Raw genomic sequence first — 25,259 nt, 5'->3', positions numbered from 1 at the left:
ATTAATGAAAAAACAAGATATCACCTTTGGAATACACGCTGTTGAAGCAGTATTAAAGCACAGTCCAGAGCGCGTGATCGAAATGTGGGTACAAGCTGGTCGTGATGATCAAAGATTAACTGCGTTGGTTCAGACCGCTGCAGAGTTTGGTGTTGCAGTGCAAACATCAGCACGTAAAGTACTTGATGAAAAATCAGATAACGGACAACACCAAGGTGTGCTCGCAAGAGTAAAGCCCGTTAAACAACTCAACGAGAAAGATCTTCTTACTTTGGTTGAGAAAACAGACATGCCTTTCTTCCTGATTTTGGATGGCGTGACAGACCCTCACAACCTAGGTGCGTGTCTACGAAATGCGGATGCTGCAGGTGCACATGGTGTGATCGTTCCGAGAGATAACTCTGTAGGCTTAACGCCAACAGTGAGCAAAGTGGCGTGTGGTGCAGCTGAAGTTGTGCCTTTATTCCAAGTGACTAACTTAGCGCGCACCATGAAGAGCCTGCAAGATAAAGGGATCTGGATTGTGGGCGCGGCTGGTGAAGCTGATAGCGACTTGTACAAGACTGATCTTAAAGGGCCGCTAGCGATTGCTATGGGTGCTGAAGATAAAGGCTTACGCCGTTTAACTCGTGAAGGTTGCGATTCAATTGCATCGATTCCAATGTCAGGGTCGGTGTCTAGCTTGAACGTCTCTGTTGCGAGTGGAATTTGCTTGTTTGAGGCTGTACGCCAGCGATTAAGTTAAGTTTCTGAAAACTTAACTATTGTCATTTTGGGAGTCTGTATCCCACAGTGATATTGAATGCCGATGCGGATTACTCCTCATCGGCATTTTTGTGTCTGGTACATTAATGTCAGTGCCCCATGCAAGGAAATCCATTGGCTCTGTTTTTTAGTATTTGATGACGGATTATCTGCCTGTAATGATATTGGTACTAATCGCTTGCAGCGTGCTTATGTGCAGTTACTTCTGCGAGACGCCCCAAGCACATCCATGTGGGCTTTACGGCAGCATCCATGCTGCCGAAACTCGCAGGCGCATCTAGCACTAGCTTATTTATCTCTTCGATTGAGTTTTATTCGTCAATTTCTATTCTGGTAATCTGCGTTAGATTTAACTTGTAACGCTGATCTGTCTACCCAAATATGTATGTGACTAAGAGACTAAGAGACTAAGAGACTAAGAGACTAAGAGGCTAAGAGGCTAAGTGAAGGTTACAGTTTGCTGATCATGTTTAACGTGATAGCGACTGAGTTATCGGCGGTGACTTGTTTGGCTTCTTCATACACTAGATGGGCGGAGCCATCAGCTTTGTCGGAGATAGTGCGGATAACTACAAGTGGGATATCAAACATATCGGCTACTTGTGCGACGGCTGCACCTTCCATCTCGACGGCGATAGCATTAAATTCTTCGAGTAGCATGCTCACAACGGCTTTATCAGCAATAAACTGATCACCTGTGGCGATAATACCTGAGTGAATACGATCTTTGCCGACCACTTTTTTAGCTGCTTCTAAAGCAATATTTTGCAACTTTTTATCGGCATAGAAGTAGCGATCATCATGTCCGTCTAGTTGGCCTTTTGGTGCGCCAAATGCGGTTAAGTCAACATCGTGTTGAACGAGGGCGGTAGAGATAACCACATCAGCGACATTCAATTCTGGCCCTGCAGCGCCAGCGATACCAGTGAAGATAATGCTGCTTGAGTTGAAATGATTGATCAATACATAGGTGGTGATTGCAGCATTAACTTTACCGACACCTGAGCGGGTAACAACAACAGGTTTACCCTGAATTTGACCAGTATAGTATGTGTTTTTAGCAATGGTGTGAGTTTGGCGTTGTTTGATCTCTGGCAGTAGTTTTTCTATTTCAGCATCCATAGCACCCATAATTGCGATGGGCTGCAGTTGATCCTCTGCGTTAACGTTAGGCGAAATAATAGCAAACATAAAAGCGAAAACAGTAATGATGTGACGCATTGTGGCGATCTTCAAATGTGTTAGGGAGGCGCATCATAACGTGTAAAATGAGAAATGAAAGATCAAAGAAAAGGTTTGTGCATTACTAAGCAGAGTTACAAGTAATAGAGACCTATAACCGTAATGGTATCGGAGTATTGCTAAGCTCCGCATTTAACACGGTGAATCCAATCTAAAAGACTGTTGAAATTAGTTATCTGATAAATGGATTTTTTAGGCCATTTTCATCAGAGACAAATCCGAAAACAATTGAAGCTACCAGCCATAAAATAAACATCCAAAGCTCGGGTAATTGCGAGATTATTCCGGTGTAAAATAGGCCTATATATGGCAAAGCTATAGCCATGAAAATAACCAAGCTCCGAAGTGCCAGATTCTTGGGTAGCGACATGAAAATCGATTTGAGCATCCCTTGTCTCCTCTAAAGCTTCCTGTTTTGGCTAGAAACTGAATTACACTTTGTTTTAGTTTGCTAATCAGTAGGGGATACCAAGTCTACCCTGTTTTTTACATTTTAAACCTGTAAAATGACGATTGTCGTAACATATGTGTGCAAGTGTATGTGTAATTCGACAAAACCAAATATTCAAAACACCATAAGTTGAAATTATGTTTTTTTATATTACAGGGTTAAGTGCACTCATTATTATCTTGTGCGCAGCGCTTTATGTCATCTATCGCAATATGCATAGGGGGCGAGTAAAGAGGGCGCAAGAATATAATGTGTTATTTGATGAAGATACGGTTGTTGATGAGTTAATCACTCAACTTATCGAAAAAAATCAATATCAAGAAAATGAAGATAAAACGGCACAAAGCAAAGAAGACATACTGGCAACCTTTATCGACCTACATAGGTCTGGCAGTTTCTGTGCTCAATTGAGCGAGAAAGAGATCATCTACTTTGTCAAAAAGAAATTAAATATGGAGAGCAATACACATGGAGAGTCAGGTGCAAGAGACTAAACCAAATCTAGTCCGTCGTATTGGACGTCGCAACATTATTTTAATATCAGCATTTATTACGGTTTTAGTCGTTATTGCTATTTTAGTTTCACAAATGATTGCTTGGAATGAAGCAGATGAGCGATTGGTTCATCAATCTGCTTTTACCGGAAATCTAACCGTAATAAATCAAGCTGGACCTTATTTCAAAGCCTTTGGTACTGTGTCTGCTTATAACAAAGTGATCTCAATTAATTTTACCGGTGATGAGGGCGCAACTGCGAGTGCATTGGTATCGTTAATCCCCATTCGTTTTCTTGATACGACCACTGGTGACGCGAGAGGTGTCGCACGTTTTAGATTACCGGGTAATGTACCTGCTAATGAGTCTGGTCAGTTGAAGGGATTGCTTAAAATTCATGAAGAATTTGGTTCTCAAGACACGTTAATTTCAAATTTATTACTGCGTGCGACAACTGAAAATGTGAAGGCGTCAGCTAGAATGATGTCAGTTGAGCAACACTATTCAGGTGGCAATGGTCAATTAAGTCAAGATTTCTCAGATCAACTGGTCAATGGCATTTTTGTCACAGAGCAAACATTTGGTTCGAATCGTAATGAGGGAACTGATGAACTCAATAACTTGAGCAAACAGCAGCGTGTTACGATAAAAATTAAGCAAGACGGCAAAGGAAATAAACTGCGTAATGCTCCTATTTTAGGGTCATACGGGATCACGGTTGTCGATGCCAGTATTATCGACATTGATTATGAAAGTAAAGTTAACTCTAGGCTTGAAGCGCAGAAACAAGCCGCTGCAGATGAAGCGCTAGCACGACAAAACTTGAAAAAAGCGGAGCAACAAGCCCGTACTGAAGTGGCTCTTGGTGAGCAAGCTATTGCCAAGCAAAGGGCTGAATCAGAGAAGTTGAAAATTAAGGAACAAATCGATGCTGAGAGAGTAAAAGCGAATGCGATTATTTCTGCTCAGCAACGTGTAGCCGTTAAAGCTGAATTAGCGTTAGAACAAGCAGAGATATTAAAACAGCAACGTCTAGAAGCTCTTGGTATGGATGTGTTAGCGGAAGCGCGTCAACGTGCTAAGTCTGCTGCGCTTGATCCTAAATATGTCTTTGATCAAACTCTAAAAGCAGAGATTCAAATTCAGACGGCTTTGTTTAACAGTTTAGGTAATAGTCGTTTGGTGCCTGAAATCGTCATCGGAGCTGGAGGTGATGCACAAAGCAATGGTTCTGAGTTTATGCGTTTACTAGCAGCTGACGCTGCATTGAACCTTAAAGAACGCCTAGAAAAGAAATAGAGCTTGGAGTAACAAGTAAATAGAATCTATTTTTGATTCTATTTACTTTGTTGACTCAAGCAGATTAAAAACGGTATCTATATCCAAGTTGATAATCCATTTGGCCGAGTTGTTTCCAGTCTCGATAGGAGATATTCAGTTCAATTGCTGAATGTGCGCCAAGTAAAAATTGATTTTTAAATTGAATTGGTGTTGACCGCCATATTCGAAATCGGCATATCGGTAACTGAGCTGAGTTTGAAACCATCCTGTTTCTGCCGATACCCCATAACCATCATTCTCTCTCTCCTCTCCTTTAGATATTCTCCTGTCAGCGTCTAACTGGCATCAGAAAGGAGCCAGCTAGCACTTACAACGAACCTGCTATTGGAAGGTATAGAGCAAGTTGAACGTGGTGATAGTATCAGTTTGCTTGGTGCCTTCAGGGACGATGTCAGTGTATTTAACGTTGACGCCAATCTTAAAGGCCCAGTCTTGGAATAGCGTATTTTTGTAGTTCATGTCCAGTGTGAGGGTACTATTGTCTTCGCCAGCTTCAGCGGTGAGATCGGCATTTAAAGTGGTGTATTCTTGCAGTTTCTGCTCAAACTTAATCGCGGTTCGTATGATGATGTCTGCATTGGCTTCAGGATCGGGCTCTGATTCTGTTTCAATCGGCATGTTATATCGGTAACCTGGGCCAACTTCTAAGCTTAGGCTGGTGTTGAGATTTGAAATGGCGTCGAAACCATAACCAGAAGACAAGGTCGATATCTGGGTGTAACTACCAAATCTGTCTGAAGTGAAATCGCCACGACCAAATACGTATCCTCCCCAGTCGCTGTTTAGCTTGTAGTTAGACTGAAGTTGAATGTCGTACTTCTCTGAGGTTGTTTTCTCATCATCTGCCGCGAAATAAGCTTTGAATGTTGCTTCTTGTTTGGTTTTGCTTGTGTCGTAAACCAGTTTAGTTCGACCGTTAAAACTACTCGATTCAGTATTACCTGTGTTGAGCTGAAATCCTGCTTCAATCTCAGCAGTAAAGTCGCTTGGCGGCTCTTGATAGTCTGGTGGCACTAAGGCCCAGGTGGTAATAGGGAAGGTCAAAAAAAGTAGTACTGCGATCGCTTTAAACATTCTTATTATTCTTACTATTATTCTTTAATGCGGGAGAGCAATTTTTGGCGTTCCAACATCATACCTATATTGCCTCTTTTCGGCAAAGTGATTATCTAAGCTGAATTTAGGTTATCTAAAGAATTAGCTTGAGTAACGTTGATTTCTTATGTATGATTCCGCGGCTTAAATCAGTCACTTTAATTAGTTCCTTGCCTCAATTTGGTTTGACTGAGCCAATAACGAGGCTAGATAACCGTAAGGAGCAAAAATATGCGTCATTATGAAATCGTATTTTTGGTTCACCCTGATCAGAGTGAACAAGTACCTGGTATGATTGAACGTTACACGGGTGTAATTACCCAAGCTGGCGGTCAAATTCATCGTTTAGAAGATTGGGGCCGTCGTCAACTGGCTTACCCAATAATCGAACTGCATAAAGCTCACTATGTTCTTATGAACGTAGAAGCAACTGCTGAGTCGGTTGAAGAACTTGAGACAGCTTTCCGTTTCAACGACGCTGTACTGCGTAACATGGTTATGCGTACTAAAGCTGCTATCACTGAAGCATCTCCAATGGCTAAAGCTAAAGACGAGCGTGATTCACGTCGTTCAAGCGAAGGTGAGCGTCGTACGCCTGCTGAAGCAACTGAAGAAGTTACTGAAGAAGCTGCTGAAAACACAGCTGAGTAAGTTTTTCTGTGGCCACGAATCATTTGGTGTTATCGGGAACCATTACGCGTTCCAGAAGCTTTCACAGCCCATCAGGTATCGCACATAGTGTGATCATGTTGGAACATAAATCGCAGTGTCTCGAAGCAGAAATGCTAAGAAACGTATACTGTCAGATGCAAGTGATATTTAGTGGCGAACGCTTTGAAAGCGTTGCAGATAAACTGAAGGCCGGTGTGGATATCGAGGTGCAAGGCTTTATCGCTCTTCAACAGAGTCGAAATGGCCAAAATCGTTTGGTATTACACGCTGAAAATGTCGAATTGAAAACTTAGGAGACTGTCACATGGCACGTTATTTCCGTCGTCGCAAGTTCTGCCGTTTTACTGCAGAAGGTGTAACTGAGATCGATTACAAAGATATCGTTACTCTAAAGAATTATGTTACCGAAAGTGGTAAAATTGTTCCAAGTCGTATCACTGGTACGAACGCTAAATATCAACGTCAACTAGCTCGCGCTATTAAGCGTGCTCGTTATCTTTCTCTACTGCCGTACACTGATTTACATCAGTAATACTGCAATAATTTAGAGGAATTAATAATGAACGTTATTTTACTTGATAAAATCGCAAACCTAGGAAACCTAGGTGACCAAGTTGCAGTTAAAGCAGGTTACGCACGTAACTTCCTTCTGCCACAAGGTAAAGCTGTTGTTGCTAATGCTGCTAACACTGAAGTCTTTGAAGCACGTCGTGCTGAATTAGAAGCTAAGTTAGCTGCTGGCCTTACTGCTGCTAACGAGCGCGCTGAGAAACTCAACGCACTTGAAGGTGTTGTTATCGCTTCTAAAGCTGGTGACGAAGGTAAGCTATTCGGTTCAATTGGTAACCGTGATATCGCTGATGCAGTTACAGCTGCTGGTGTTGAACTTGCTAAGAGCGAAGTTCGTCTTCCACTAGGTGCTTTACGCACTACTGGTGAATTCGAAATTGAAGTTCAAGTTCACACTGAAGTTAAAGCTTTTGTTAAGATTTCTGTTGTTGCAGAAGACTAATATTTGCTTAAAGCTAAGCGTTTAATACTTAGGTATTGATGTAAAGCTTTACATGGAGAACACCGCACTAATCTGATTAGGCGGTGTTTTTTTATGTCTGAAATATAGCGAAGAGTTCGATACTCGTTGGCTTCGCTTTGCCTTATCTCGCTGCTATTGTGAGTAATAAAAAACCACCCGTAGGTGGCTATATTTATGATTGGTGAACGTGTACAAATTGATAGTATTAGTTACGCACTAAGTCTAATTCTTCAATCAGGTTATCTGCGTGGTCGACTTCGTCCATCATCCAGAGGATGTAGCGGATATCCACGTGGACTGCACGGGTGATGGTTGGGTTAAAGAACCAATCCTTGGTGATAGCTTCATAGGTTGAATCGAAGTTAAGGCCGACCAACTCTCCGTTCCCATTGAATACCGGTGAACCTGAGTTACCGCCAGTGGTATCGACACTGGAGAGGAAGTTCACGGGGACAGAGTTGAACTCTTCAGGTTTATCTAAACATGAGAAGAGTTTACAGATCCAACTGCTTGGGTCTTCAATCACCGACGCAACTTTATGACTACCGTAGCGTTGTTCTTTAATGGCATCTAACACCTTTTTAGGTGCATTAAAGGGTTCTATACCTGTGTGTTTAGCGGTTATGCCTTCTAAGCGAGTGAACGGTTGCTTGTAGAGGGCATCGCGAGATTGATAGCCATCGACCATGCCATAAGTGATACGTAAGGTGCCGTTTGCATCAGGGTATACTGGCCAGTCATTGGCTTTGTTATAAGCAATAATGGCTTTCATATAACCTGGTCTGGCTTGAGATAGTTCGCCTAAAAGGGTCTTCTTCTCTTTTTCTTGTGCCATATTGGTATCGTACAGAGCAACAGCGAGTCTGATAAAAGGATCAGAGCTGGTTTCAAATGCGGTGGTGCTCGCATTCATCCATGCAAGACGCTTATCTTGATCGGTTAATGTGGTCAGTGCATACAGTCCTTCGAGTTTATCAGACAAGCTGGCTAGATTATCATTGCCACTTAACATAGCATCTAGTGCCGCAACGCGATGCTCTTGCGCCATATAAGCTTGTAAGTCCTGTTGCCAAAGGGTTTTATCAACAGTGATGTCGAAGCTTGAATCAATCCGCTTTAGCCGTGCCTTAAACATTTTGGTATCGCGTTCTTGGTATCCTTCTTCACGCTCACTGTCGGGTTTCGTTTTCTCTTTAGCCAAGCGATAGAGTTTATTGGCTGCACTCAATAAGTCACTTGATTGGGCATTTTCGAAGTAGTGGCGTGTTTGCATATTAATGCGTTTTTTATCTAGCAGGGTTTCAAGCTGATCAAATTGAGTTTGATATGTCTGATAAGTGTTATCAGCGGCAAGCCATGTGAGAAAGTCATCTTCACGGGTTTGTTTAATGCCAGTGATATCAGTGGCTTTAAATCCATCAAGTAGACCATTGTATTTTTTCATACGGTTGGCCATTGAGGCGAGTGTGCCAGCATATTTTATTTCGACTTCACCGTCAGCATCGCCCATGGCTTCTATGGTGTCGATACGCAGTTGATAGCGGCTCGCCAATGTAGGGTAGAGCCAGTCGCTCGCAAATTGCAGTTCGCTGGTTAAGCGATAACGACTTGTAGATCCAGGGTAACCAGCAACAAAAACACCATCACCAGCTTTAACACCATCGGCGTTGATCTTGAGGTAGCTTTTAGGCGTAAAAGGCACATTGTCTTTTGAGTAAGCAGCTGGTTGGCCATCCTTGCCTACGTAGGCACGTAGAAAGGTGAAATCTCCTGAGTGACGTGGATATTCATAGTTATCCACATCGCCGCCAAATGCGCCAACACTCATCGGTGGGGCGTACACAAGACGTACATCACGGATGATTAATTGTTTGATGAGGTAATATTCAAGGCCACTGTGGAAACTGCGCACTGAACAGCGATAATTATCATCGCTTTCGCACTCTTTAATCAAAGATTTACGGTTAGACTGTATCTCTTCGTAGCGAATTAATGGATCTTGGCTGAGGCTTGCTGTGATCGTCTTTGAGACATCCGTGACCGCTTCAGTGATGTAAAGACGCTCGTTAGGCCCTGCACTTGGTTCTTGATTTTTACTGTTAGCTAAAAAGCCATCTGCGATGTAATTATGCTCTTTTTTACTGTTATATTGGATCGCACGATAGGCACAGTGATGGTTTGTGACAACTAAGCCTTGGGGGGATACGAAACTGGCGGTACAATACCCGAGCCCGACAACAGCGTTCATTGGATACTGTGTTAGATCGGCAAGTTGCTTCGCCGGAATTTTTATGCCGCGTTCACTGAGTTTATCTGCAATAGATGGTATCTGATAAGGTTGCCATTGGCCCTCATCGGCAAATGCGGCACTCGATGCCAATACGACACCTGAAGACAGCAAAACTGCTGAGATCAATGCATTACGCATGTTCTTTCCTTATTTTTATTGTTGTTTGGATTGGAACGTAAACGTTCCTTTTGCTTGACCCGGTTTTATACCATATTTTGTTTAACTGTTGGGAATTTGGAGATTAAATGTCACAACAAGGTGCCTTCAAGGCCAAAAAGAAGCCTAGAGATATCCAGATGGATGCACTCAAAATGCCACCGCACTCATTAGAGGCGGAGCAGTCTGTATTGGGCGGTTTGATGCTCGACTCTGACGCGTGGGATAGAGTGAGTGAAGCTGTTGTGGCAGAAGATTTTTACTCTCGTTCACATCGTATGATCTTTACCGCAATGGGGACTTTGACTGGGATAGGTAATCCTATCGATCTGATCACGGTTTCTGAGCAGTTAGAAGTTGAAGATCAATTAGAAGATGCTGGCGGTTTTGCCTACTTAGGCGAGATTGCAAAAAATACACCAAGTGCCGGTAACATACTTTCTTATGCTGGCATTGTTCGTGAGCGTGCGGTTGTACGTGACATGATCAAGGTCGCCAATGAGATTGCCGATGCAGGTTTTAACCCTGAAGGCCGAAACTCCAGTGAGCTGTTAGATCTTGCCGAGACTAAGGTTTTCAAGATTGCTGAATCTCGTGCCAATGCGAACGAAGGTCCTGAAGGGATCAAGACGATTCTCGAAAAGACCGTCGATAAAATTGAGCAGCTTTATAATAACCCAACCAACGGTGTGACTGGGGTATCGAGCGGTTTTAATGACTTAGATAAGATGACAGCGGGTTTCCAATCGGGTGACTTAATTATCGTTGCTGCGCGTCCATCTATGGGTAAGACTACCTTTGCGATGAACTTGTGTGAGCAGGCAGCGCTTAATGAAGATAAACCTGTACTCATCTTCAGTCTCGAGATGCCTTCAGAACAGATCATGATGCGTATGTTGGCATCACTGGGACGTGTCGATCAAACTAAGATCCGTACTGGTCAGCTCGATGATGATGACTGGGCTCGCGTATCCTCAACCATGGGGATCATGCTTGAGCAAGGCAAGATGTACATCGATGATGGTTCAGGTTTGACCCCGACGGATGTTCGAAGTCGAGCACGTCGTATAGCTCGTGAACATGGCGGCTTATCGATGATCATGATCGATTACTTGCAATTAATGCAGGTGCCAGCGCTTAAAGATAATCGTACCTTGGAAATTTCTGAGATATCGCGCTCTTTGAAGGCGCTCGCAAAAGAGTTAGAGATCCCTGTGATCGCTCTTTCACAGCTTAACCGTTCATTGGAGCAACGTGCTGATAAACGTCCGATTAACTCAGATCTTCGTGAATCTGGTGCGATCGAGCAGGATGCCGACCTTATTATGTTTATCTATCGTGATGAAGTTTATAACGATGACTCTGAGCATAAAGGCGTGGCTGAAATCATTATTGGTAAGCAACGTAACGGTCCGATTGGGCGTGTTGCATTAACTTTCCAAGGCCAGTTCTCTCGTTTTGATAACTATGCAGGTCCTCAGTTCGAAGAGGATTAAACATAGATTCATGACATGTTAACAATATTTGCTATCCAATAAATTAAGGTTATGGTTTGAAACCCTTTCCCCGTGCAGAGATAAGTGCTCAAGCGCTCAAAGATAATTTGGCGCGTTTGCGCCAAATTGCGCCTAACAGTAGAGTTATGGCGGTCGTTAAAGCGAATGGTTACGGCCATGGTCTAATGAATGTTGCCAACTGCCTTACAGAAGCTGATGGCTTTGGTCTTGCTCGCCTAGAAGAAGCACTCGCACTTAGAGCGGGTGGGGTAAAAGCAAAGCTTGTTTTGCTAGAAGGTTTCTTTAGGCAAGTGGATCTAATGACCTTAGTTGAGCACGATATCGATACTGTTATCCATAATGAAGTACAGCTGGAGATGCTGGAAAATGCCTCTTTGTCTAAGCCTGTTACAGTATGGCTAAAACTCGACTCTGGTATGCATCGATTGGGTTTTACTCCCGAACAGTTTGCTAGTGTGTATGCCAGACTTGAGGCTTGTCCTCAAGTTGCCAAACCTATCCATATCATGTCCCACTTTGCTTGTGCTGATGAACCGGATAATTCAATGACCGTTGATCAGTTAGCGGTTTTTGAAGCATTGACAAAAAATTCACCGGGTTACCGTACACTGGCGAACTCGGCAGGTACCTTATATTGGCCTGACAGCCAAGCCGATTGGATCCGTCCTGGAATAGCCCTCTATGGTGTTTCACCCGTTATGGGGGATTTGGGGCTGAATCATGGTCTAGAACCTGCTATGGCGTTGGTTTCTCAACTCATAGCGGTTAGGGATCATAAGGCGGGTGAACCTGTGGGCTATGGTTGTTATTGGTATGCTAAAGAGGACACTCGACTTGGTGTTGTTGCCATTGGTTACGGTGATGGTTATCCCCGTAATGCACCAGAAGGCACACCAGTATGGATTAATGGGCGTCGCGTTCCAGTCGTTGGCCGTGTTTCTATGGATATGTTGACTGTGGATCTGGGTAAAGATGCCAAAGACAGTATCGGTGATGATGCCATTTTATGGGGAAAAGCCTTGCCCGTAGAAGAGGTAGCTGAACACATAGGTACAATCGCTTATGAATTAGTCACCAAGTTGACCCCTAGAGTGGCAGTTTGCTTGGAATAACTAACTAAATTTATCTTCTTAGTCGTATCAATTTTATGAGCATGAGCTCATTATTGAGTGGAAGTGTTGCTTAAATAAATGACCCATTATCTAATCATATTGGCACTTTGCTGTGCCTCTAGTCTGTCTTACGCCTGCGCGGCGGAATCTAATCCTATTGATGATGAAATACTCGACTCTGGCGTAGCCAAGTCTGAGGATGTGTCTTCAAAAAAAGATCAGGAAAGTGTTTATGAAGCTGATTTTGCAGCTGTTCCTTTCATTTTTTCGACTGAAAACTTAAGTGCAACTTTGGGTGTTGCTGGTGTACTTAAGCATGCAGGCCAAGCGCAAGCTTCGCTATTCGGCATCGGGCTTTATAGTAAGAATGATAGTTGGTTGACTTACCTTGGGATAAACAATTATCAGCTCCCTAAGCTAGATCAATGGCTATTTTCAGGGGAATACTACCGTGCGAATTATAAGCAAGGCGTCTATTTTGTTCCCTCTGGCACTGAAGGGACGCAAGGTGCTAATGGCAAAGTCGGTGTACCGACAGACAGGGTTGTAACCGTTGGCGATGAGACCTACGCGAAACTGCATTTAAAGTATGTTCTACCATGGGGGAGAGGTTCACAAGGCGCGGCCAGAAGTCTCATTCCTGCGAGAAAGAATATTAGTTGGGATCCTAGAGAGTCTGGAGTTTCAAGTATTACGTTAACACCGTTTATTCAGACTCGTGAGCTTGTGGGCTATGATGACTTACCCACTAAAGCTCAAGGGGTAAAGCTAAAGCTGGATTGGGATAACCGCGATAATGGTAAAAATAGCCATACTGGTGGGCGTACTAGTTTAACGTTCAGCCGTGATTTTGGTGCCAATGGTTCAGAGAATGGTAAGAGTGATAGAGAAAGTTGGACAACTTGGGAGTTTGAGCAAAGTGCTTTCTTTTCCCTTGGAGAAAATAGCTGGTTCGATGAGCAGACGTTGGCGCTTAACCTTTATGTGGCCGATACCCCTACTTGGAATGATGGCGATATAGCATCTGGAGATTATCACCGACCTCCTTCTTTTGCTGGGGTCAGTTTAGGTGGCTTTGACAGTTTACGTGGTTATTCAAGCAAGCAATTTGTGGGTCGAAGTGCTGTGCTCTATTCAAGTGAATATAGAATGCAACCTAAGTGGCAACCACTTCAAACTCTGCCAATTTTCAATCTCTACAACGTCCCTTGGTGGCAATGGGTCGTGTTTGCAGAGGCGGGTCAGGTAAGTGATCAGTTTGACTTTAATGAATTGCACCAAGATATGAAGTGGACCTTAGGTGCTGGTATGCGTTTTGAGGTTGAGGGTGTCGTGGTAAGAACAGAGTTTGCTTATAGCGGTGATGAACGCCAGTTTTGGGTCATGGTTAATCAACCATTCTAACTTTGTATTAGCGTGCTCATCGTCCTAGCTTATCAATGTTCTTTCCTGAGCAGATTTGAGATTCTGCTTAGGTTTAATTTTGGTACTATGCACTAGGATCTGTACTTTTGTCTGCACCTTTAGTTTCTTCAGTTTTTACAGCAGTCGCTGATTCTTGGCTGACGTCCTCGAAGCATATTTCGATAAATGCACTGCCATGTGGACTAGAAAAAGGCATGATAATTTTTTTGCCATTGGCTTTATGTGAAATTGTGTGGCCTATTCCCGATACGACGACTGGAGTGGCCATGTCAAAATCATAGCCCTTATCACCGAGTTGATTTTTAGCTCCACCAGTGACCATATTGGTAATTTCACCAACAAGATCGGTTATCTCCTCGTTCATCATACCTGGGTTTTCCCCCAACATATTTTGCATAATTTCAAGAATGAGTTTTAACTCGAAAGTGATAGAGAGTGAGCCCTTTGTTTGCGGTCCAACCATGCCAATAAGACCAGACACATCGCCTTTGGCAAGATTGTCTTTCTTTATCCCCGGTTTACCTGGAGTTAGCTGCATATTTGCCATTGTTGAGATGACGTTAATTAACGCCTCAAGAAAAGGGTTAATAAAATTTACGTTCATAACTAATTTCCCCGCACTGAAATGGATATTGGACTCGTTTAGGCCTTTGTAAAAGCTACTCTAATAAAGATTAGGCTATTTTGCCCTAGAGTACAGCTTTATAATTGAATTCTGTCAGTGTAAAATGCGCCGCTAAGCTCGTTTGCCCTGTTTATTTATTGGTTACTCATATGTCGTCGCAAATCATGGAATCAACTATCAAACCTCTCAGCCGTACCTTCTCTATCGCTCCTATGCTGGATTGGACCGTTTTTAAGGTTTTATGAGGCTTCTGATTGATTGAGGGGCTCAATAGGGGCACCATATAAAAATATAGAATAAAAATGGGGTCCCAGCGTGGACCCCATTTTTGTATTGAAGGTATTTTTATGGCCGTTGTGAGCATTAACCGATTTGAGCAATCAGCTTAAGTCGCTTTTACCCCAAAGTTACTCAAAGTAAAAGCTCGTTCGAATTTCGTTGATATGATTTTGCCCTACAAAAAGTGATCCGAGACGGCGAACGATTATAATAATGGTAAAATACACTGCATATAGCAACCGAATTTTCGTTATCGCGAACTAAGCCACTGATTATACTTTTAAGTAAGTGCTGTAGCTGTATCCTAGTGATTATAAAAATGGCTATCATAGGAGGATTGTTTTTGATAAGTACTGAATACGTAGCAATAAAACCCGATGAAAAAGAGTTACTCTTGACTATTGAGTTAGGTATACCGGAGCTAGACCCAATTTCGGGAATGAGCGATTATCGTTGTAAATTTAGTGCGCCAGCCTTGGGGATTGATGAGTATATTTACGGGGTTGATGCTATCCAGTCACACTGTATGACTCTAAAACGCTTAAGGTTGCTCTTTGATGACCTCATCTCAAAAGGTTGGAAATTTTATTTCCCCGGTCACCTCGATATGGAAGTGGATATAATGTCAATACTCTTTTAGGTACGCATATACAGATTTGGATTAAATATTGAATAATCTCGATGCCACTTTATTACTTAATTGTGAAGTTCGGCGTTTACAGCCTTGGTTATCATAAAAAAGTGGCATCCAGAAATAGAAATATGAGAATAAAGGGGCAGACTGAATTAGGGGTTAGAAGCAAATTAAGATACTTTTTCTCTAATAGATAGGCAAAACTCAAGACCTGACCCCGAAGCCCAAACACAGCCACATTCAGCCCCGTCAGTTCTGCCCTCGTGATGACAGTGATGGCTACTATTTACTTTCTAACACGACGAGAATTAATTAAGACATCCACTCTTATTTCTGCCTAGTTGCATCTCATTTCAGATGACTGACTCGGATGATTAGTCGCAATCAATCATTGTGAAAGATGAATCTATCCTCTAAACATTCAACTATTTATCTGAAATTCAAACATGAAAAGTGCCAGACGGTTGTCTGGTTACTGAGTCGATAGGTGAATTGTAGAGTTATTGTGCGCTATCTAACCACCGGCGGCAGTTTGCAGCTCCTTGCCTTCGTTTACGCTCAGAGTGTTCGCAATAAGCATCAAGCTCTTGAAGCGTACCTACGGCGCCTTTAAATAGTTTGGTAAATTCGCTGGTGATTTTCAGCCAGTTTTCTTGAGGGATATTAAGCCTATCGAGTAACTGTTGTGAATTTTGGGTAATCGCCCCACGTTTATCACTTCTGATTATTCGCCCAGCATCATCAACAAGTTGCAGATAATCCTTGGCATTAAACGTTAATCCTTTGGTCATATCTTTACGCTCATCCCCCACAAACGGTAACAAGGAGCTTGGTTGCTCACCTTTCATGGCGGATTTAATGCGTCTTTGAATGCTGGTGAAATCGGAAGTGTCTGGCGTTTTGGCTATTTTTACTCGTATTGGATTGAGGTCTACATATGCCATGCAAGCCAGAACAGCGGTTTCATCAAGTAACGCCTGGGACTTGAACTTTCCCTCCCAGAATCGGCCTTTACACTTATCTTCAGCATTGGCCTTACGGGCAATAGGCTCGTTCAATGCTCGCAACTCTTTTGAAAACGTTAGCACGAGATATCCATCAACCTTATACGATACTCTTTAACCCGTTTATTGATGATGATTTGTTGATAGGATTCAAGTGTTTCACCTTTAATAAAGTCATGATTAAGGCTATCGCCTTTGAACAACTTTTACCATTGAGATACCACTTCTATATCTGACCAAATTCGAACCAAATCAGCATCAACTCGCAATACCAGATGTAGATGATTACTCATCACGACATAGGCACAGATATCGATAGCGAACACAGCCGCTAATTCTAACAGTCGATTTTCAACCCAACTTCGTCTATGCTCATATGATTGACCAGTATAACGATCAACGCCGCACAAAAAAGCCTTTCTAACACAACGAGGTACACAGTGATAATAGGGTGTATCCTCCAAACTAACTAATGCTTTCCTTGGTGTTGGCATAACAAATCCTCCTCAACAACTCATACCTAAGCTTAGTCAAGGGATCTGCTTCTAACAATTCTGGGTGTCTCGATAAGATGTTTTATTACACGTATTACGAACGGGCGCCTAGTTGCTAAGCTCAGTGCTGTATCTGTATTAACAAAACCGGAATAGGTCTTCGTATCCTATTCCGGTTTTAATTTAGCAGTGCTTAATTACCGTTACCCCATACAAGATTAAAGTCATATCTAAAACCGATAGTGATGGTTTGATCATCATTTTTCTGATCATAGTTACGCACTAAATATTCTAAATGAAGGCGAATATTATCCACTGGGTTCCACTCTAACGTGGTGTTATAACCGTCGTAACTTTGGGTTAGCAGTGCACTTTTACCGTCGTCATAATCAAAATAACCGAGTTTAACTTTATAATGTTCAGCGATGGGATAGGCTACTGCCGTGTCTAACGTACTACCACTCTTACTCAGCCCCGCAATATCATAACTGTAATCGACATCAGCATAGGCAGCAGCTAAGTAAAGGCCGTTGTCGAAGCTGTAGGCAACAGAACCTGCCCATGTATCCTTATCGCCATCGACGTCAGTACCACCAAACACGTCGCTTGTGTTTTGATCTAGGTAAGCGATGCCTATGTGCAAGTTATTATTGTCAAACGCCAACCCCGAGTTATACAGATGAGTGTCTTTGTCGCCATTAACTTGTGCTGCAGCCATAAAAGTAAACTCATTTAGGTTGAGTTTGTAGGTCGCAAAATTATTGACAAAAAATGGACCGTTACTGTCGAAGGCAAAAGGGCTAGATGCATGATTGAAGATGTCGAGGTACTCTTCAACTAAAGTGTACTGCGCAGGTCTTTGCTTACCGAAGGCGACTTGGCCATAAGGGGAGGCAATACCTAGGTACGCTAGGCGTGCATTGCCCAAGTTACCGTTGTTAGCGATATCAACACTCCACTCTCCTTGGGCTATTGCGCTCCAGCCCTCGGCAAATTCGGTGCTGGCCTTGATGCCAATTCTAGAGAGTGCATCACCAATATCCCAGTCATCTTTGTCGTTACCTTTCTCAGCGTTATAGACTAAGGTTGGTCTGAAGGAGCCATAGAGGCTGACTTGGCTATTTTCAAATTGTGAAGGGCTAATTGAACTTCCCTCTAACTGTTCAATTCGTTTATTTAATGCATCAACTTGTTGTTCAAGTGTAGGTGTTTCTGCTGCACTAACACTCATGCTTAAAGCACATAAACCAAAAGGCAGTGCCGTCATTAGTTTCATCATTATCTTATCCCTATTCATCTAGATTTTATAATTCAGACACACAGCTACCCTAATAAAACCCCTCCGCCACATGAAGGGGTTTTGCGCCCATCCCCTCGAAATCGGCATTAGGGTCAAAGAGGACTGGGGTTACAGTGTAAATAATTAATATGTCGACCTTAAAGTTACACTTTTGTAGGTTCAAATTTACGTAAACTTAAAGTAGATCTTAAGTTTACACTTAGATAAAATCCTTAAATATCAATAATTAATTAAATAAAGGTTGATTTTCGACGGGATAGTAACAACCCCCTCATAGAGTAAAGAGTGAGTTTCTTGACTATGTTTTATCATTAAACAGAAAACTGATTAAGCAAAGCCTGCTGCTGTTTAACGTGCTCAAGCTGTACATTTGAAGAGACATTGGACTGTTCCGCATTATCGGCAACCTCCAAAGATAGATCTCTTATATTGGTCGTATTTTTATTCATATCTTCGGCAACATGACTCTGCTCTTCTGCAGCAGTGGCGATCTGCAAATTCATATCGGTGATCTCTTTAATACTGTTACGGATATCATTTAACGTTTCATTTGCCATTTTTGCTTTTTCAACGGTAGCAGAAGTGGTGCTGCGACTCTCTGCCATCACTTTAACAACACCTGCAACACCAGACTGTAACTTCTCTATCTTCTCCTTTATCTCAGAGGTGGACTCTTGTGTTCGAGCAGCTAAAGTACGCACCTCATCAGCCACCACAGCAAACCCTCGACCAGACTCACCCGCTCTTGCTGCTTCAATTGCAGCATTTAGCGCCAGCAGATTTGTTTGTCCTGCGATCTCACTAATCACACCTAATATTGATTCAATACTAACAGTGTCAGACTCCAGCTCTTTAACCGCAACAGCTGCTTGCTCTATTTGCTTAGCAAGTATTTCAATTGAATCTGTAGTTTCTAGCACCGCTTTAGTACCGTCAGTAACAGCACAATCAGCTTGACGCACAGCAGAGGTTGCCCCCTGAGCATTTTGTGCCACTTCTGATGCAGTCATCGCCATCTCATGCATAGCCGTAGCCAATTGCTCCACCTCTTGAGCTTGAAGTGCCATGGCTTTTGTCGCAAAGCCTGATCCAGTAGCAATACTCTCAGATCCTGAGCTAACTTCATCGCCAATCGATTTTACTTGCTGAATCAATTCCTGAAGCTTGATGACAAAACGGTTAAAGTTATCCGCCAATGTGGCAAACTCAACATCAGAATCAGTGCTTAACCTTCGAGTTAAATCTCCATCTCCAGTCGCAACATCAGCCATAGCTTCATTTAAAACTTCCAAAGGTTTCATCAAGCGACTAAGAATCCAACTCATAAGCAGTATTGCAATAATCAATGAGAGCAAGGAATATAAGATCGCATCATTTCTAAGCTCATTGGCTGCCGCATAAATGACTCCCTCATCCAGAACTATTCCTAGGGTCCAATCCAGTCCAGTAAGTGAACTAAAGCTCACCGAATGCATACGGCCATCAAGCTCTATTCTGGTATTTCTTTTACTGGTATCGAGCGACTTATCAAAATATCCATTCATAGATTTGCCATTTTGGGCCGTATCTGGGTGAGCTATAAAGTTACCTTTTTCGCCGACAATAAAAGCATAACCAGCACCAAATAGATCGGCTTGATTACTAATTTCAGCTAAACTTTCAAGGCTAATGTCAGTAAATAATGCACCTTTGAACTGACCATTTTCAAACAAAGGTATCGACGCAGACACAAGGATTTCTCCACTGGATGCATCAGCGTAGGGCTCTGTAAATAATGGTTTACCTAACCTCTTAGCTTCTTGATACCACATTCTCTTACGAGGATCATAATTCGATCCAGGGTTCCACTGCGGATCATTTCCAACAAAATGTCCCGTTTCCAGCCCCATTCCCGCTAAAAGAAAATGCTTTTTAATCACAGGCTGACTTAACACCTCTAAAAAGCGCTTATCTGACAGGTTTGTTTGTAATAAAGATACAGCATAGGCGGTTAAGTCGGCTTTTTCTGCCATCATAGCTTCAATATTGCTATTCATTGAACCAGCAAGCTCAGCCACACTGCTAGTCACTTGCTTCTCTAATTGGCGTTTAATTTTAAAATATTGATAAGTTGATAAAGAGCCTAGAGATAAAGATAAAATCAAACTTACAGCAATAACAACTTTATGTAGAAACCGCATTTAAATACCCTCAAAAAAACTGAATTAGCAGCTATACAATTAAGCTCCAACCAGAAGGATTACATTTCTGCTACAAAATAATATCTACAATATAGTTATATTTTCAGCATAAATATATACAGTAAACTTATTCGTTGGTTGATCATTCTTGCTCAGCAAATGTAGAAAGCAGAAATAGAACAGACTATCCAATGAAAAGCAGTAACCTACTCACTCAAATTATGAGCACAAACAGCAAAAGATCAAGGCCCCCGTTCCTAATAGGGGGGGGGGTAAGCCTCAATTAAGGAAACCATCTAATGTCTGATTTCATCAGCATTCTAACTCACACCCGTAGATTCAAAGCCGCAGTAAGGAGTTAGAGCCATCTTATCGAGACACCCAGAATTGTTAGAAGCAGATCCCTTGACTAAGCTTAGGTAAGAGTTGTTGAGGAGGATTTGTTATGCCAACACCAAGAAAAGCATTAGTTAGTTTGGAAGATACATCCTATTATCACTGTGTATCTCGTTGTGTTAGAAAGGCTTTTTTGTGTGGAGTTGATCGTTATACTGGTCAATCATATGAGCATAGACGAAGTTGGGTTGAAAATCGACTGTTAGAATTAGCGGCAGTGTTCGCTATCGATATCTGTGCCTATGTCGTAATGAGTAATCATCTACATCTGGTATTGCGAGTAGATGCTGATTTGATTTGATTCGAATCTGGTCAGATATAGAAGTGGTGTCTCAATGGCAAAAGTTGTTCAAAGGCGATAGCCTTAATCATGACTTTATTAAAGGTGAAACACTTGAATCCTATCAACAAATCATCATCAATAAACGGGTTAAAGAGTATCGTATAAGGTTGATGGATATCTCGTGCTAACGTTTTCAAAAGAGTTGCGAGCATTGAACGAGCCTATTGCCCGTAAGGCCAATGCTGAAGATAAGTGTAAAGGCCGATTCTGGGAGGGAAAGTTCAAGTCCCAGGCGTTACTTGATGAAACCGCTGTTCTGGCTTGCATGGCATATGTAGACCTCAATCCAATACGAGTAAAAATAGCCAAAACGCCAGACACTTCCGATTTCACCAGCATTCAAAGACGCATTAAATCCGCCATGAAAGGTGAGCAACCAAGCTCCTTGTTACCGTTTGTGGGGGATGAGCGTAAAGATATGACCAAAGGATTAACGTTTAATGCCAAGGATTATCTGTAACTTGTTGATGATACTGGGCGAATAATCAGAAGTGATAAACGTGGGGCGATTAGCGAAAATTCACAACAGTTGCTCGATAGGCTTAATATCCCTCAAGAAAACTGGCTGAAAATCACCAGCGAATTTACCAAACTATTTAAAGGCGCCGTAGGTACGCTTCAAGAGCTTGATGCTTATTGCGAGCATTCTGAGCGTAAACGAAGGCAAGGAGCCGCTAATTGTCACAGATGGCTAGATAACGCATCATAACTCTATAAATCAGAGTGTTCACTCTATAACCAGACCGCCGTTTGGCACTTTTCATGTTTGAATTTCAGGTAAATAGTCGATACTTTATAGATAGTTAAATGTTTAGAGGATAGATTCATCTTTCACAATGATTGATGCGACAAATCATCCGAGTCAGTCATCTGAAATGAGATGCAACTAGGCAGAAATAAGAGTGGATGTCTTAATTAATTTTATTACGTCTAACTTTCGGTGTTGTAAACCGACTGGTTTCAGCGGCTGTCAGATAGAGATGTAGGAGGCCGTTATCGATCACATCACAAAAAATATCCCTAATGTTCAATTTTTAAATTTCTTAGTGTTAAAACAATGACTAGTTTTATCATTATGGGTCTTTGGAGGCTATTTTTAACTCAACTCTCGAAGTGGTGAAATTGACCAATTATTGAAATTTGAGTTCTAGCGCTTTTCAAAGAGGTAAACGTATAGTTTTGAGGCGTTCAGTAGTGATTTTGATTGAGTGGTCATAACGTTATGCGCACAATATACAGAGTGTTAAATTGAAGCTGAAAACATAAATTTATCCCGCTTTATCTTTTAAAAAGAAACCTTATTGAGCGCAAACTCACACCACCACAAAAGTTAACTAGGCTGATTGTGCGTAAAGCTGAGGACAGTGCCTTTCTGTCCCAGCTTTTCCACATGAAGACACACACAACGGTAGGAAGCGGGTAAATATAATGCTGAGCTCAACGCCTTTTATATTGATACCGTTCCGTGGGATCTAGCTGACACATTAATGCCCCAAAACGAGTCAGCAGCCAATTTTAGGTACACACATACCCTATCCATTTCCCCTATTTTGTCTTATCGGTTGCAGTTCGATTTATCAAATACTGAATCAAAGTTAATCAAAATAAAATCACACCCAACTTTACACCGATGTAGTCAGATGTATAATTAGCGCAGATGGAAAATGGTAATGATGCATTAGAGCTTAAGCTATAACGCATTTATGCCCCAAAATGAGTTTCGCAGTTTAAAAGTTAAATAGGGTGAATAAAGCTCTACTGTTATTACCGAGCGAACAATTACTCGCTTTGAAGTGAACTCAATCGATCATTTTCACTGTGTTTAAGTAAGCAAACCAAGGAGGAGGAGCAATGGTAATCAAAGGCAAACAAAACATTCTTGCAAAAGCCAAAGAAATCGCAAAAAACAGTAATATTATGGACAATAAACAGATGTTCTTAATGTTACGAGATGAACTATCAAATGAAGGAGTTAGGCGCGACGCTATAGTTGATTGCTATGAGATAAATAAAATTACCGGATGCATTACTGGCGAACTTTATGATGTCGGAGTGACTGCCACAAGGAGCAACGAAGAAGAGCAAAGTAAACTAAACGAGAAACAACGAGAACTAGCTGAACAGCAGCGACTTGATTACTACTTCTCAGCAAATGAGCAGCAAGTCTCAATCCATCGTGAGGATGTTGTTGTAAAGAATGGTAGAGTTGAAAATATGACAGAAGTTAATCATAGTCACTTTTCTAAGGGCGCAACAATGGACTGGGATGGTTATAACAGCTACGAACTATCAAGGGGGAAAGTTTGTCAAGTAATCAAGCTCAAGGACTGCGATAAAGAATTCAGATTAGTACTTGGTAAAGCCTCCAAAGGTGCGAGAACTTATGATGTGTTAGATTTTTCAGCAACTGTTAGTCAAGCGAATAAAAAGATAATTAACCTTGATCGCTCTACAATTGTAGGTCTGGGCTGTTTCAATATATCGAAACCCATAACTGTACATAATAACTGGTACCCAAGTATCATGGCAGCGTACAGATCGTTATCACCAATGATTAGTTATTCATATGTAACGAAACTAATTAGTAAGGGCGATTGCGCTGATGAAGTCTTTAGCAAAACAACAATAAAACGACAAGCCTTAGGTAGCTTAACTAGGCACGCTATATGATATGTGGGGTCAGTGTAAACTTTTTTGATTACCATACTTTCCGGCTCCTAAGAACCACCTTTAGACTCCTAGCTATAACCCATTTCTGTCCAGTTACGTCTTAGAGCGATCACTCTAAGACGTTTTTGCCCCAAAACGTTTTAGGGCCTTTAATTTTCCATTTTCTCTGCCGTCCGTTTTACCCTACTTTTTGTCACCGTACTTCTAGATATTTCTTTTGAATATTGTCTTTTATACAGTGTTATTGACATTTAGTAAAAATTGAGCACGGTTTACTAGCATTGATATTGAATAAGTTTTGATAAAACAGTAGGCTAGCATTCGTGTAGAGTTAGGTTACAGGCAGAGGTAGCATCAAATGCACATGCACGCTTTACTCGTAAATTGATCTAAACGAAATGAAGTAGGGTTTGATAACCAAAGGGAAGCCAGTGCAAGATTTTTACTGGTCTGAGTTGATAAACGCGCATGTACGTTATACAAACGTTGGAAATTTATGAGCACTGAAGAACTTATCAATAGCCTTCTATATGAAGAGGAAAGCACCACTCTTGACTTCAAGTCTGAGCAATATAAGTTTGTAAAGGCTCAAGACTGGGAAAAGGCTGAACTCCTAAAAGATATTGTCGCATTCTCAAATGCTTGGAGGCGTTCAGATGCGTACATACTTATCGGAGTTAAAGAGCTTAAAGGGGGAAAGTCTCTAATTGAGGGTATCTCTGACGATCTTGATGACGCACAATTGCAGCAGTTCATTCAGTCAAAAATTAACAAACCAATACATTTCTCGTACCTAACAACAGAAATGGAAGGTAAAAAAATAGCCCTCATCACTATACCGGTTCAAAGCAGACCAGTTTTCCTTAAAAAGGATTTTGCTAGCCTCAAGGCTAACACGGTTTATGTAAGGAGAGGGTCATCCACGTCGATTGCACTTCCTGACGAAATAGCGAGTATGGGATCAAGTGACAATGGGGAGGTCAAAAAATCACCGAAATTAGAAGTTTTTATTGTTAGTGGTGAGCATGATGAAATACAGCTGGATAGCATTGATGAGTCGGTACTTCTGGCGAAAATACCAGGCAAAGACGAGTTTCCGAAATATGGAGAGATTGACTACCCACCTCAATTCCGACACTTTGCATTATCCTCCTCTCTTTTAGGTGGTAAGAACAGAGAGTATTACTCTGAGTTCGCAGAGTACTTTAGGCAGGTTCAATCATTTTTCACTCTCAAAATCGGGGTGAAAAATGACGGGAACCTAGTTGCACGAGACGTAAGGGCAGTCGTAGATTTCCAAGGATTACCGGAAGGTAGCGTTGTTTTTCATGAGTGTCGAGTGCCGGAACGTCCAGAACCAGAAACTGGCTATCCATCTTTACATAATTATAATAGGGCTCCTGCTATTTATGACTTAAGCATAAAGACTATTGCAGAAGGGTATCGTGCTAATTTTGATTTTGGGAAACTACAATCTAAAGATTCTCTAGTCTGCTCTGAATGTCTGTGCGTGAAAATTACAGATTCATGCCAAATATCTGCAAGTGTTACTATATATTCTGATGACCTAGAAATCCCCGAAAAGTTAAATTTACTCATCAATGTTAGTGCTGAAGTAAAGAATTATTCAATTAATGAAATGATGGAGTTGTCCGAGCGATTTCTAATCAGGTAGCCGGAGATATCTAGCCTCCAGCCCCCACACTACCCTGCATGCGGCTCCGCACACGACTGAACGGA

Annotated in this window: 18 protein-coding genes and 3 pseudogenes; 14 read left to right on the top strand and 7 right to left on the bottom strand. The window is 41.9% G+C overall.

Features of this window, described 5'->3' with window-relative positions; genetic code table 11:
• Window positions 1-4: 4 nt before the first annotated feature.
• Window positions 5-745, top strand: coding sequence for a 23S rRNA (guanosine(2251)-2'-O)-methyltransferase RlmB (rlmB, locus tag FN961_RS02400; protein WP_143562945.1), 741 nt, complete (start codon window positions 5-7; stop codon window positions 743-745).
• 470 nt (window positions 746-1,215) lie between these two features.
• Here rlmB and FN961_RS02395 read toward each other — a convergent pair whose 3' ends face one another.
• Window positions 1,216-1,986 (bottom strand): 5'-methylthioadenosine/adenosylhomocysteine nucleosidase, encoded by a 771-nt coding sequence (locus FN961_RS02395; RefSeq protein ID WP_143562944.1) that lies wholly within the window; start codon window positions 1,984-1,986, stop codon window positions 1,216-1,218.
• Between the two features lie 609 nt (window positions 1,987-2,595).
• Between FN961_RS02395 and FN961_RS02390 the strand changes: the two genes are divergently transcribed.
• Both FN961_RS02390 and FN961_RS02385 read left to right on the top strand, forming a co-directional pair.
• Entirely contained in the window at window positions 2,596-2,952 is a 357-nt protein-coding gene (locus tag FN961_RS02390) for a methanolan biosynthesis protein EpsI (RefSeq protein WP_143562943.1), read from the top strand.
• Complete coding sequence (locus FN961_RS02385) at window positions 2,927-4,252, top strand: SPFH domain-containing protein (protein ID WP_143562942.1); 1,326 nt, start codon at window positions 2,927-2,929, stop codon at window positions 4,250-4,252. The genes FN961_RS02390 and FN961_RS02385 overlap by 26 nt, the downstream gene beginning before the upstream one ends.
• A 363-nt stretch (window positions 4,253-4,615) precedes the next feature.
• Here FN961_RS02385 and FN961_RS02380 read toward each other — a convergent pair whose 3' ends face one another.
• Window positions 4,616-5,368, bottom strand: a complete 753-nt coding sequence (locus FN961_RS02380; RefSeq protein ID WP_143562941.1) for a DUF481 domain-containing protein — start codon at window positions 5,366-5,368, stop codon at window positions 4,616-4,618.
• A gap of 252 nt (window positions 5,369-5,620) precedes the next feature.
• On the opposite strand from FN961_RS02380, the gene rpsF reads away from it, so the two are divergent.
• The 4 genes from rpsF to rplI are packed head-to-tail and all read left to right on the top strand — an operon-like array spanning window position 5,621 to window position 7,073.
• Window positions 5,621-6,040, top strand: coding sequence for a 30S ribosomal protein S6 (rpsF, locus tag FN961_RS02375; protein WP_143562940.1), 420 nt, complete (start codon window positions 5,621-5,623; stop codon window positions 6,038-6,040).
• Window positions 6,041-6,048: 8 nt separating this feature from the next.
• Window positions 6,049-6,354 carry a primosomal replication protein N gene (gene priB, locus FN961_RS02370; protein WP_143562939.1) on the top strand — a complete coding sequence of 102 codons (306 nt, stop codon included), beginning with the start codon at window positions 6,049-6,051 and terminating at the stop codon, window positions 6,352-6,354.
• A gap of 11 nt (window positions 6,355-6,365) precedes the next feature.
• The gene (gene rpsR, locus FN961_RS02365) at window positions 6,366-6,593 is read left to right on the top strand and encodes a 30S ribosomal protein S18 (protein ID WP_076415822.1); all 228 of its coding nucleotides are present in this window, start codon (window positions 6,366-6,368) and stop codon (window positions 6,591-6,593) included.
• A gap of 27 nt (window positions 6,594-6,620) precedes the next feature.
• On the top strand, window positions 6,621-7,073 hold the full coding sequence (rplI, locus tag FN961_RS02360) for a 50S ribosomal protein L9 (protein WP_143562938.1): 453 nt from the start codon (window positions 6,621-6,623) through the stop codon (window positions 7,071-7,073).
• 226 nt (window positions 7,074-7,299) lie between these two features.
• Here the strand turns inward: rplI and FN961_RS02355 are convergent, their stop codons facing one another.
• Window positions 7,300-9,522: a S46 family peptidase gene (locus FN961_RS02355; protein ID WP_143562937.1), complete on the bottom strand. Its 2,223-nt coding sequence runs from the start codon at window positions 9,520-9,522 to the stop codon at window positions 7,300-7,302.
• A 107-nt stretch (window positions 9,523-9,629) separates the two neighbouring features.
• On the opposite strand from FN961_RS02355, the gene dnaB reads away from it, so the two are divergent.
• From dnaB to FN961_RS02340, 3 genes are all read left to right on the top strand, one after another.
• Window positions 9,630-11,036 (top strand): replicative DNA helicase, encoded by a 1,407-nt coding sequence (gene dnaB, locus FN961_RS02350; RefSeq protein ID WP_143562936.1) that lies wholly within the window; start codon window positions 9,630-9,632, stop codon window positions 11,034-11,036.
• A 56-nt stretch (window positions 11,037-11,092) separates the two neighbouring features.
• A complete protein-coding gene (alr, locus tag FN961_RS02345) occupies window positions 11,093-12,169 on the top strand; it encodes an alanine racemase (protein ID WP_143562935.1) in 1,077 nt (358 codons plus the stop codon).
• A gap of 78 nt (window positions 12,170-12,247) precedes the next feature.
• A complete protein-coding gene (locus FN961_RS02340; protein WP_185972696.1) occupies window positions 12,248-13,573 on the top strand; it encodes a BamA/TamA family outer membrane protein in 1,326 nt (441 codons plus the stop codon).
• A gap of 163 nt (window positions 13,574-13,736) precedes the next feature.
• Here the strand turns inward: FN961_RS02340 and FN961_RS02335 are convergent.
• Window positions 13,737-14,198: pseudogene (locus FN961_RS02335) on the bottom strand (chemotaxis protein CheX); the annotation flags it as partial.
• 643 nt (window positions 14,199-14,841) lie between these two features.
• Here FN961_RS02335 and FN961_RS02330 point away from each other — a divergent pair.
• The gene (locus FN961_RS02330) at window positions 14,842-15,138 is read left to right on the top strand and encodes a hypothetical protein (RefSeq protein ID WP_143562933.1); all 297 of its coding nucleotides are present in this window, start codon (window positions 14,842-14,844) and stop codon (window positions 15,136-15,138) included.
• A gap of 494 nt (window positions 15,139-15,632) precedes the next feature.
• Here FN961_RS02330 and FN961_RS02325 read toward each other — a convergent pair.
• The 3 genes and pseudogenes from FN961_RS02325 to FN961_RS02315 form a co-directional block, all read right to left on the bottom strand.
• A pseudogene (locus tag FN961_RS02325) lies at window positions 15,633-16,630 on the bottom strand (transposase).
• A gap of 193 nt (window positions 16,631-16,823) precedes the next feature.
• Window positions 16,824-17,909, bottom strand: a complete 1,086-nt coding sequence (locus FN961_RS02320) for a porin (protein WP_308426184.1) — start codon at window positions 17,907-17,909, stop codon at window positions 16,824-16,826.
• 332 nt (window positions 17,910-18,241) lie between these two features.
• Window positions 18,242-20,110: a methyl-accepting chemotaxis protein gene (locus FN961_RS02315; protein ID WP_143562932.1), complete on the bottom strand. Its 1,869-nt coding sequence runs from the start codon at window positions 20,108-20,110 to the stop codon at window positions 18,242-18,244.
• 445 nt (window positions 20,111-20,555) lie between these two features.
• Here FN961_RS02315 and FN961_RS26020 point away from each other — a divergent pair.
• The 3 genes and pseudogenes from FN961_RS26020 to FN961_RS02290 all read left to right on the top strand — a co-directional run bounded on the left by FN961_RS26020 (window position 20,556) and on the right by FN961_RS02290 (window position 25,194).
• A pseudogene (locus FN961_RS26020) lies at window positions 20,556-21,558 on the top strand (transposase).
• Window positions 21,559-22,700: 1,142 nt separating this feature from the next.
• Window positions 22,701-23,519 (top strand): hypothetical protein, encoded by an 819-nt coding sequence (locus tag FN961_RS02295; protein WP_143562931.1) that lies wholly within the window; start codon window positions 22,701-22,703, stop codon window positions 23,517-23,519.
• Window positions 23,520-24,015: 496 nt separating this feature from the next.
• Window positions 24,016-25,194: an AlbA family DNA-binding domain-containing protein gene (locus tag FN961_RS02290; RefSeq protein ID WP_143562930.1), complete on the top strand. Its 1,179-nt coding sequence runs from the start codon at window positions 24,016-24,018 to the stop codon at window positions 25,192-25,194.
• The last annotated feature ends 65 nt before the right edge of the window (window positions 25,195-25,259 follow it).

Source organism: Shewanella hanedai (genome assembly GCF_007197645.1).
GTDB lineage: Bacteria > Pseudomonadota > Gammaproteobacteria > Enterobacterales > Shewanellaceae > Shewanella > Shewanella hanedai.
The sequence above is the reverse complement of the archived record's forward strand: the minus strand, read 5'-3'. Positions and strand labels throughout refer to the sequence as shown.